Annotated in this window: 9 protein-coding genes; 7 read left to right on the plus strand and 2 right to left on the minus strand. The window is 72.5% G+C overall.

From position 1 onward, the window contains the following. Window positions 1-726: 726 nt before the first annotated feature. Entirely contained in the window at window positions 727-1,323 is a 597-nt protein-coding gene (locus tag ACXJKG_RS15810) for an SACE_7040 family transcriptional regulator (RefSeq protein WP_456846700.1), read from the minus strand. Window positions 1,324-1,598: 275 nt separating this feature from the next. Here ACXJKG_RS15810 and ACXJKG_RS15815 point away from each other — a divergent pair, with 275 nt between their 5' ends. The 7 genes from ACXJKG_RS15815 to ACXJKG_RS15845 all read left to right on the plus strand — a co-directional run bounded on the left by ACXJKG_RS15815 (window position 1,599) and on the right by ACXJKG_RS15845 (window position 9,184). Continuing rightward, entirely contained in the window at window positions 1,599-3,197 is a 1,599-nt protein-coding gene (locus tag ACXJKG_RS15815) for a carboxyl transferase domain-containing protein (protein ID WP_456846701.1), read from the plus strand. Between the two features lie 5 nt (window positions 3,198-3,202). Then, window positions 3,203-5,134, plus strand: a complete 1,932-nt coding sequence (locus ACXJKG_RS15820; protein WP_456846702.1) for an ATP-binding protein — start codon at window positions 3,203-3,205, stop codon at window positions 5,132-5,134. Next, a complete protein-coding gene (locus ACXJKG_RS15825; RefSeq protein WP_456846703.1) occupies window positions 5,131-6,306 on the plus strand; it encodes an acyl-CoA dehydrogenase family protein in 1,176 nt (391 codons plus the stop codon). Before ACXJKG_RS15820 ends, ACXJKG_RS15825 begins: the two co-directional genes overlap by 4 nt. Continuing rightward, window positions 6,303-6,770 carry a MaoC family dehydratase gene (locus ACXJKG_RS15830; RefSeq protein WP_456846704.1) on the plus strand — a complete coding sequence of 156 codons (468 nt, stop codon included), beginning with the start codon at window positions 6,303-6,305 and terminating at the stop codon, window positions 6,768-6,770. The genes ACXJKG_RS15825 and ACXJKG_RS15830 overlap by 4 nt, the downstream gene beginning before the upstream one ends. Beyond that, window positions 6,767-7,567: an HpcH/HpaI aldolase/citrate lyase family protein gene (locus ACXJKG_RS15835; RefSeq protein WP_456846705.1), complete on the plus strand. Its 801-nt coding sequence runs from the start codon at window positions 6,767-6,769 to the stop codon at window positions 7,565-7,567. The genes ACXJKG_RS15830 and ACXJKG_RS15835 overlap by 4 nt, the downstream gene beginning before the upstream one ends. A gap of 115 nt (window positions 7,568-7,682) precedes the next feature. Further along, entirely contained in the window at window positions 7,683-8,123 is a 441-nt protein-coding gene (locus ACXJKG_RS15840; RefSeq protein WP_456846706.1) for an SgcJ/EcaC family oxidoreductase, read from the plus strand. Between the two features lie 101 nt (window positions 8,124-8,224). Then, window positions 8,225-9,184, plus strand: a complete 960-nt coding sequence (locus tag ACXJKG_RS15845) for a sigma-70 family RNA polymerase sigma factor (RefSeq protein WP_456846707.1) — start codon at window positions 8,225-8,227, stop codon at window positions 9,182-9,184. On the opposite strand, the gene ACXJKG_RS15850 is transcribed toward ACXJKG_RS15845, so the two are convergent. Further along, window positions 9,171-9,671: alpha/beta fold hydrolase (locus tag ACXJKG_RS15850; protein ID WP_456846708.1), on the minus strand; the 501-nt coding region annotated here is incomplete at its 5' end. The two genes, ACXJKG_RS15845 and ACXJKG_RS15850, sit on opposite strands and share 14 nt — an antisense overlap.

A 9,671-nucleotide genomic window follows, 5' to 3' on the forward strand; every position in this document is an offset into this window, starting at 1 on the left:
CGCACACGCCAGCTCGTCCGGGACATGCCGCAACGCGTCCGTGGTTCTTGCTTCGATCTCGCGGACCACGACGGCCTGGGCGGCCTGCAGCATCGCGATCGCCTGCGCCATCCCCGTSACCGTGTTCACCAACGCCACATCCGAGACCTCCGCCACGGGCACYGMSGTCARCAWCGCGACCAGSTCMGCGACGTCSACCCCGGGCAGGGGGAASTCTTCGACCGCGCCCAGATCGATCACCCGCGCACCTGGTGCCGGCACGGGCGTGACACCCGGGCGGGCGCCGCGACCCGAGTCCGCCCACACCAACCCAGGCACTGCAGCCACGGGCGGCGTGGCGGCCGTAGTGGGCGCCGAGGTGGGTGCGGCCGCAGCGGCGGTGGTGGGTGGAGCGGCGGGTGCAGACGCGGTGGTGGGTGGAGCGGCGGGTGCAGACGCGGTGGTGGGTGACGAGGCGGGCGCAGTTGGCGTGGTGGAGGAGTTGGACGTGCCGGGGTCATGTCGAACGGCAGCTCCCGCAGCCGGGCGAGCGACGTCGACCGTCTCCATCACCGCCGTCACCACGCCACCTCCACCCGCACCAACCGCCCGATCCGGGCATAGAACAACTGTACGACCAACCACTGACATAGGCCTCTGACCAGGACAAACAGCGGTGCCGCACGCGGGGAGCCAGCGGCGAGCGCGCGTGCGTCGGCTGCGTGGGCTTCGTGCGAGGCGAACGGCCTACCGCCCCAGCGCCGCCAGCGCCATCTCCTCGAGCAGGGCGCGCGTGCGGGCCGAGGTCACGGACCGCACGCTGTGCGGTGTGGAGTTCAGCAGCCCGAACGTCGCCTGGGCGCGCAACCGGAGCTCGGCGCGCTCGGTCGACGGGCTGAGCCGGGCGAGCACGTCGACCCACAGGTCGATGTAGCGACGCTGCAGGTCCCGGACCGAGTCGCGGTCCTGCGGGGTGAGGGCGGCGATGTCGCGGTCCTGCACGCGGATGACGTCGGGCTCCCGCAGTGCAAAGTCGGCGTGGAACCGGACGAGCGAGGTCAAGGCAGCGGAGTCGTCCGCGGCACGCTCGACCACGGAACGGCCGCCGTCGAGAAGGCCCTGGCTGACGTCGACCAGCAGCGCCGCGAGCACGGCCTGCTTGCTGGGGAAGTGGCGGTACACGGCCGGGCCGCTGATGCCGACCGCCGAGCCGAGGTCCTCGATGGAGACGCCGTCGAAGCCGCGGCTGGCGAAGAGCCGGGCGGCGGCCGACAGCAACGCGTCGCGGCGCTCGGCCTTGGCCCGGCCGCGCGCGGTGGGCTGGGTGTCGACCTGCTCGGCCATGCGGGCTCCTCCCTGGACAACGGCGTGACTCGTGGACAACGGCGTGACTCGTGGACAACCGCGTGATTCGTGGGCAACGGCGTGACTCGTGGACGACGGCACCACTCGCGGTCGACGGCACCACTCGTGGCCGACGCACCACTCGTGGCCGACGGCACCACTCGTGGGCAACGGCGCCACTCGTGGACAACGGCGTGATCGCAGACTAGCCTCCTTTCAGTTAGCGATCCCTAACTGAGTCTGATTTCTCCAGCCACCCCTTGGAGACAGCGTCGATGGAGATGCTCCGCACCACCGCGGACCCGACCGGGCCCTCGTTCCAGGCGAACGAGCGCGCGCAGCGGGCCCTCGTCGACGAGCTGCAGGACCGGCTCCGCACGGCTGCGGACGGGGGACCCCAGAAGTCCCGCGACCGCCACATCGCGCGGGGCAAGCTGCTGCCGCGCGAGCGCATCGACGTCCTCCTCGACGACGGCAGCCCGTTCCTCGAGGTCGCTCCGCTCGCCGCCTACGGCCTGTACGACGACGAGGCGCCGGCCGCCGGGGTCATCGCGGGCATCGGGCTGGTGCACGGCCGGCACGTGATGGTCCTGTCGAACGACGCGACCGTGAAGGGCGGCACGTACTTCCCGGTGACGGTGAAGAAGCACCTGCGCGCGCAGGAGATCGCGCTCGAGAACCGGCTGCCGTGCATCTACCTGGTCGACTCCGGCGGCGCGTTCCTGCCCAAGCAGGACGAGGTCTTTCCCGACCGCGACCACTTCGGCCGGATCTTCTTCAACCAGGCGCGCATGTCCGCCGAGGGCATCCCGCAGATCGCCTGCGTCATGGGCTCGTGCACSGCSGGCGGYGCGTACGTSCCCGCGATGAGCGACGAGACGGTGATCGTGCGCGGCCAGGGSACGATCTTCCTGGSCGGCCCGCCGCTGGTGAAGGCGGCGACCGGCGAGGTGGTCACGGCCGAGGACCTGGGCGGCGGTGAGCTGCACTCGCGGACCTCGGGCGTCACCGACCACCTCGCGGAGAACGACGCGCACGCCCTGCAGATCGTCCGGGACATCGTGGCGACCCTGCCCGCACCGCGGGAGACGGCGTGGTCCGTCGACGAGAGCCGCCCGCCGAAGGTCGACGAGAGCCAGCTGTACGGCGTCGTCCCCACCGACCTGCAGACCGCGTACGACGTGCGTGAGGTCATCGCGCGGCTGGTGGACGGCAGCGAGCTGCACGAGTTCAAGCGCGAGTACGGGACCACGCTGGTCACCGGGTTCGCGCGGCTGCACGGGCACCCCGTCGGCATCGTCGCCAACAACGGGGTGCTGTTCAGCGAGTCGGCGCTCAAGGGCGCGCACTTCATCGAGCTGTGCGACCAGCGCGGCATCCCGCTGGTGTTCCTGCAGAACGTCAACGGCTTCATGGTCGGCCGGGACTACGAGGCCGGTGGCATCGCGAAGCACGGCGCCAAGATGGTCACCGCCGTCGCGACCACCCGCGTGCCCAAGCTGACCGTGGTGATCGGCGGCTCGTTCGGCGCCGGCAACTACTCGATGTGCGGGCGCGCGTACTCCCCGCGGTTCCTGTGGATGTGGCCCGCGAGCCGGATCTCGGTCATGGGCGGCCCGCAGGCGTCGTCGGTGCTGGCCACCGTGCGCCGCGAGCAGCTGGGTGACGACTGGAGCGCCGCCGACGAGGAGGCGTTCAAGGCGCCGATCCGCGAGCAGTACGAGACCCAGGGGAGCCCCTACTACGCCACCGCGCGGCTGTGGGACGACGGGATCATCGACCCCGCGGACACCCGGCGGGTGCTCGGCATGGCCCTCGACGTCTGCGCCACCGTCCCCCTGACCGAGCCGCGCCTCGGTCTGTTCCGGATGTGAGCGCCATGTTCCGCACCGTGCTGGTGGCCAATCGCGGCGAGATCGCGTGCCGGGTCGTCGCGACCCTGCGCCGGCTCTCGATCCGACCCGTCGCCGTCTACACCGACCCCGACCGGCTCGCGCTCCACGTCACGCGCGCCGACGAGGCCGTGCGGATCGACAGCTACCTGTCCATCGACGCGATCGTCGCGGCGGCGCAGGCCACCGGGTCCGAGGCGATCCACCCGGGCTACGGCTTCCTGTCCGAGAACGCGGACCTGGCGCGGGCGTGCGAGGCGGCGGGCATCGCGTTCGTCGGACCCGGGGTCAAGGCCCTGGACGTCATGGGCGACAAGATCCGCGCCAAGGAGCACGTGTCCGCGGCCGGCGTTCCCGTGATCCCGGGGGTGGCGTTGACCGGCGTCGGTGACGACGAGGCCGCCGCGCGGGTCGGGTACCCGCTGCTGGTCAAGCCGTCGGCGGGCGGCGGCGGCAAGGGCATGGCTGTCGTCGAGAGTGCCGAGTCCCTGCACGACGCGCTCGCCGGCGCGCGACGGGTGGCCGCCGCCGCGTTCGGCGACGACACGCTGCTGCTCGAGCGCCTGGTGCCCACGCCCCGGCACATCGAGGTCCAGCTGCTGGCCGACGAGCACGGGCACGTGATCCACCTGGGCGAACGTGAGTGCTCGCTGCAGCGTCGGCACCAGAAGGTGGTCGAGGAGGCGCCGTCTCCGCTGCTCACCGCGGCCGTCCGCGAGCGCATCGGCACGGCGGCCTGCGACGTCGCCCGGACGGTCGGCTACGTCGGCGCCGGGACCGTCGAGTTCCTGGTGTCCGACGAGGCGCCCACGGAGTTCTTCTTCATGGAGATGAACACGCGGCTGCAGGTGGAGCACCCGGTCACGGAGCTGGTCACCGGGCTGGACCTGGTCGAGTGGCAGCTGCGGATCGCCGCGGGGGAGCCGCTCGGCCTCACGCAGGACGACGTGGTCCTCACCGGCCACGCGATCGAGGCCCGGGTGTACGCCGAGGACCCGTCGCGGGAGTTCCTGCCGACCGCCGGCACGGTGCGCGTGCTCGACGAGCCGACGGGCGAGGGCGTCCGGGTCGACAGCTCGCTGTTCGCGGGCCTGGAGATCGGCTCGACCTACGACCCGATGCTGTCCAAGGTGATCGCCTGGGCTCCGACCCGCGACGAGGCCGTCGCGCGCCTGGACCGGGCCCTGGCCGGCACGACGATCCTGGGCGTCCGCACCAACCTCGACTACCTGCGCCAGATCCTGGCGGACCCGTCCGTGCGCGCCGGTCGGCTCGACACCGGGCTGCTCGGACGGCTGCTGCCCGCGGCGCGGGTCCCGAGCCCGGTGTCCGCCGCCGCGGCGGCGCTCTGGCTCCACGGCAACCCGGGCACCGGCCCGTGGCGGTCCGACGGGTGGCGCCTCGGGGACCCGCGGCCGACCCGCTACGAGTTCCGGGACGTCGGCGAGGTCGCCGTGCTCGGCAGCACGATCCAGGTCGGCGACGCCCCGCCCGTCCGCGCGGGCCTCGTGCGGCGAGGGTCCGACACGGCCGAGGTGGAGCTCGACGGCGTCGTGCACACCGTGCGGATCGCGTCCGAGGGTCCCGTCGTCTGGGTGGGGTCCGACGAGCTGCGCGTCGTCAGCAGGGTCGAACGGCTGGGCCACGAGCTCGCCGCGCGCACGGGCGGCGAGCGACCCACCGACCCGGACGTCCGTTCTCCGATGCCCGGCATCGTCGTCTCGATCGACGTGGCGACCGGCGACAGCGTCGTCGCAGGTCAGAACCTCCTCACGATCGAGGCGATGAAGATGGAGCACCGKGTCGTCGCCCCCAGCGACGGCATCGTCACCCTCACGGTCCGACCGACCGACCGGGTGGCTCTCGACCACGTGGTGGCCACCATCACCGGCCACCCCCACGAAGGGATCCCGGCATGACCTACGACCTCACCCCCGAGCAGCAGAAGCTCGCCGACGAGGTGCGCGACTTCGCGGACACCGTCGTGGCGCCGGCCGCGTACGAGTACGACACCAAGCGCGAGCTGCCGTACGAGATCCTCGCCCAGATGGGGGAGATGGGGCTGTTCGGGCTGCCGTTCCCGACGGAGTTCGGCGGCCAGGGGCGGGACTACGTCGACCTCTGCCTGGCGGTCGAGCAGCTGGCCCGCGTCGACCAGTCCATCGCGGTGACGCTGGAGGCCGGCGTCGGGCTCGGGGCGATGCCCGTGTGGCGCAGCGGGACCGAGGCGCAGAAGCAGGAGTGGATCCCGATGCTGGCGCAGGGCAAGGCGCTCGCGGCGTTYGGGCTGACCGAGGCCGACGCCGGGTCCGACGCGTCCGGGACCAAGACGACCGCGCGGCTCGAGAACGGCGAGTGGGTCATCGACGGGACCAAGCAGTTCATCACCAACTCGGGCTCGAAGATCACGCGGCTGGTCACGATCACCGCGGTGACCGGCCAGAGCGTCCGCGACGACGGCTCGATCAAGAAGGAGCTGACCGCGATCCTGGTGCCTTCCGGCACGCCGGGCTTCACGGTCCTGCCCCCCTACGACAAGGTCGGCTGGCACACCTCCGACACACACCCGCTGCGGTTCGAGGACGTCCGCGTGCCGGAGGCGAACCTGCTGGGCGCGCGCGGCCGCGGCTTCGCGCAGTTCATCCAGACGCTCGACGAGGGCCGGGTCGCGTTCGCCGCGCTGTGCGCCGGGGCGGCGCAGGGCTGCCTCGAGGAGTCCATGCGCTACGCGAAGAGCCGCAACGTGTTCGGCCACCCCATCGGCGAGAACCAGCACATCGCGTTCACCATCGCCCGCATGGAGGCCCGCGTGCACTCGGCCCGCCTCGCCTGGCTCGACGCCGCGCACCGGCTGGTCGCCGGGCAGCCGTTCAAGCTCGAGGCGAGCCTGGCCAAGCTCATCGCCAGCGAGGCCGCCATGGACAACGCCCGTGACGCGACCCAGATCTTCGGCGGCATGGGCGTGATGAACGAGAACCCGGTGGCCCGGCACTACCGCGACTCCAAGATCCTCGAGATCGGTGAGGGGACCACGCAGGTCCAGCTCATGGTGATCGCGCGCGAGCTGGGCTTCACGGGGGCGCCTCGATGACTCGCGACGTCGAGCAGCGCGGCCTCTGGTACGAGGAGCTCGAGCTGGACACCCGGTACGTGCACCGGCCGGGCCGGACGCTGACCGAGGCGGACAACGTCCTGTTCAGCACGCTGACCATGAACGGGCAGGCGCTGCACCTCGACGCGGCCTGGTCGGCCGAGCAGCCGTTCGGGCAGCGGCTGGTGAACTCGATGATGACCCTGGCCGTGCTCGTCGGCAGCTCCGTGGACCAGCTGACCCAGGGCACGATCGTCGCGAACCTCGGCTTCACCGACGTGCGGTTCCCGCACCCGCTGTTCCATGGCGACACGCTCTACTCGTCGACGATCGTGCGGGACAAGCGGCTCTCGGGGTCGCGGCCCGGGCAGGGGGTCGTGACGCTCGAGCACACCGGCCGGAACCAGGACGACGTCGTGGTCGCGGTCGCCACGCGGACCGTCCTGTTCCGGTGCCGCCCATGAGGGGCCCGGCGCTCCTGTTCTGCCCCGCCGACCGCCCCGACCGGTACGACAAGGCGGCGGCCCGGGCCGACAGCGTGATCCTCGACCTCGAGGACGCGGTCGCGCCCGACGACAAGGGCGCCGCCCGGCAGCACCTCGCCGCGGCCTCGCTCGACCCCGCGCGCACGATCGTCCGCGTGAACCCGTCCGGGACGCGGGACCTCGCCGACGACCTCGCCGCGCTCGCGGGCATGCCGTTCCGGACGGTCATGCTGGCCAAGGCGGCGCACGCCCGGCACCTGCGCGTCCTGGCGGACTTCGACGTGATCGCGCTGGTCGAGACCGCCGCGGGCGTGGTCAACGCCGCCTCGATCGCCGCCGAGCCGAACGTCGTCGCCCTGATGTGGGGCGCGGAGGACCTGGTCGCCTCCCTCGGCGGCACGTCGAGCCGGCGGCCCGACGGCACGTACCGGGACGTCGCGCTCCACGCCCGCTCGGCGGTCCTGCTCGCCGCGGGCGCCCACGGCAAGGCCGCCATCGACGCGGTGCACCTCGACATCGCCGACCTGGACGGCCTCGCCCGGGAGGCCTCCGACGCGGTTGCCAGCGGGTTCGCCGCGACCGCGTGCATCCACCCGTCGCAGGTCGACGTCATCCGCGCGGCGTACCGGCCCGACGAGGCGCAGGTCGCGTGGGCGCGCGCCGTGCTCGAGGCCGCGGCGGGGCAGCACGGGGTGTTCCGCTGGGAGGGGCAGATGGTCGACGCGCCCGTCCTGCGCCATGCCGAGCAGGTGCTGCGCAGCACCCCCACCGCCTGACTGGCGTCCGCAGCCGGATCCGTCGCCGCGGACCGATGAGTTCGCCGCGCCCCGCCGGTATGTACCTGTGAGGCCGGACCCGGCCTGACAGGGACGACGCAGACAGGAGTGCATCATGACGACGATCGACACGCTCGACACCCGCGACACGATCGACACGAACGACACGCTCGACACCGTGGCCGTCGCGGACCTGCTGGCACGGATGGGCGCCGCGTGGGCCGCCCACGACGCCACGGCGTTCGCGGACCTCTACGCCGACGACGCCACGGTGGTCACCGCAGGCACGTACATCCAGGGCAAGGAGCAGATCCGCGCCTTCATGGTGGCGGGCTTCGACGGCCCGCTGCGAGGCACCGAGTCGACGGAGCAGCCGCAGCGGATCCGTTTCCTCGCGCCGGACGTCGCCGTGGTGGACAGCCTCGGCGGCTACCGCCCTGCGGGGGAGGCCGTCGTGCCGCCCCACCTGCAGCGTCGCGCCACGTGGGTGCTCGCGCGGACCGGCGGCGACTGGCTGGTGGAGTCGTACCACAACTGCGCGGCGAACCCCGCGTGACGATCGTGGCAGGGGGGCTCGGCACGGCGGTGGTTCGCCGGCCGAGCCCCGCCCCGGCGTCGCGACCGGCAGAATCCGACCGGGAGAAGGGTGGGTCGCCGGTGACGGTCAGCGAGGACTTCGCACAGCAGACGCTGCCGTACCGGCGTGAGCTCCTGGCGCACTGCTACCAGATGCTCGGGTCGGTGCACGACGCCGAGGACCTGGTGCAGGAGACCCTCTTGCGCGCGTGGCGCTCGTTCGACCGGTACGACGACCAGCGCGCGTCGATCCGCACCTGGCTCCACCGGATCGCGACCAACGCCTGCCTCACCGCGCTCGAGGGGCGTCGACGTCGGCCGCTGCCGTCGGGGCTCGGGGCGCCAGGCGACGACCCGACGGCGCCGCTGGTGCCCTCGCTGGAGGTGCCGTGGCTCGAGCCGATGCCGGACGCCCTGGTGGACCCGGCGTCGGTGGTGGTGGCACGCGGGCAGCTGCGGCTCGCGCTGGTCGCGGCGATGCAGCACCTGCCGGCCCGGCAGCGCGCCATCCTCATCATGCGCGAGGTGCTCGAGTGGTCGGCGGCCGAGGCGGCCGATGCGTTGGGCACCACGCCGGCCGCGGTCAACAGCGGGCTGCAACGGGCCCGGGCGCGGCTGGAGGACCTGGGCATCGGCGCGGACCACGTGACGGAGCCCGTCAGCGCCGAGCAGCGCGGCGTCGTGGAGCGCTACGTCGCCGCGTTCGTCGACGGCAACCTGGCGGCGGTCGGCCGGCTGCTCGCCGAGGACGTCGTGCTGGAGATGCCGCCCGTCCTCGCCTGGTACCGCGGGCCCGAGCACGTCGTCGGGTTCCTGGCCGACGTGTTCCGGCGGCGAGGAGCGGACTGGCAGATGGTCCCGATCGGGTCCAACGGCCAGCCCGCCCTCGCGGCCTACGTGCGGGACGGGGCGACGTACCGGATCCACTCGATCCAGGTGTTCTCGGCGACGGAGCACGCGATCACCCGGTCCGTGGTGTTCACGGACCCGGCGGTCGTCGCGGCCTTCGCCGTCCCCGCCGAGCTGGTCAGGAGCGGATGAACTCCAGGAGGTCCGCGTTGATCGTCGCGGCCTCGGTGGTCGGCATCCCGTGCGGGAACCCGGCGTAGGTCTTCAGCGTCCCGTTCTGCAGGAGCGCCGCGGACAGGGGCCCGGAGTCGGCGTACGGGACCACCTGGTCGTCGTCGCCGTGCATCACCAGCGTGGGGACCGTGATCTTCTTGAGGTCCTCGGTGAAGTCGGTCTGCGAGAAGGCGACGATGCCGTCGTAGTGGGCCTTCGCGCCGCCCATCATCCCCTGGCGCCACCAGTTCGCGATGATCGCCTCCGACGGCTCGCGGCCCGGGCGGTTGAAGCCGTAGAACGCGGTGGACGGCAGGTCGCGGTAGAAGTTCGACCGGTCGGTGGCCACCTGCTCCTGCAGGCCGTCGAAGACCTCCTTCGGCAGACCGCCGGGGTTGGAGTCGGTCTTCACCATGATCGGCGGCACGGCCGCGATCAGCACGGCCTTGGCCACGCGGCTCTCGCC

The sequence above is a fragment of the Cellulomonas sp. P5_C6 genome, assembly GCF_054049635.1.

Excerpts from the sequence above, each read along its gene's own strand:
- ACXJKG_RS15835 (WP_456846705.1), top strand. The coding sequence starts at position 6,767 with ATGAGGGGCCCGGCGCTCCTGTTCTGCCCCGCCGACCGCCCCGACCGG.
- ACXJKG_RS15830 (WP_456846704.1), top strand. The coding sequence starts at position 6,303 with ATGACTCGCGACGTCGAGCAGCGCGGCCTCTGGTACGAGGAGCTCGAG.
- ACXJKG_RS15810 (WP_456846700.1), bottom strand. The coding sequence starts at position 1,323 with ATGGCCGAGCAGGTCGACACCCAGCCCACCGCGCGCGGCCGGGCCAAG.
- ACXJKG_RS15840 (WP_456846706.1), top strand. The coding sequence starts at position 7,683 with ATGACGACGATCGACACGCTCGACACCCGCGACACGATCGACACGAAC.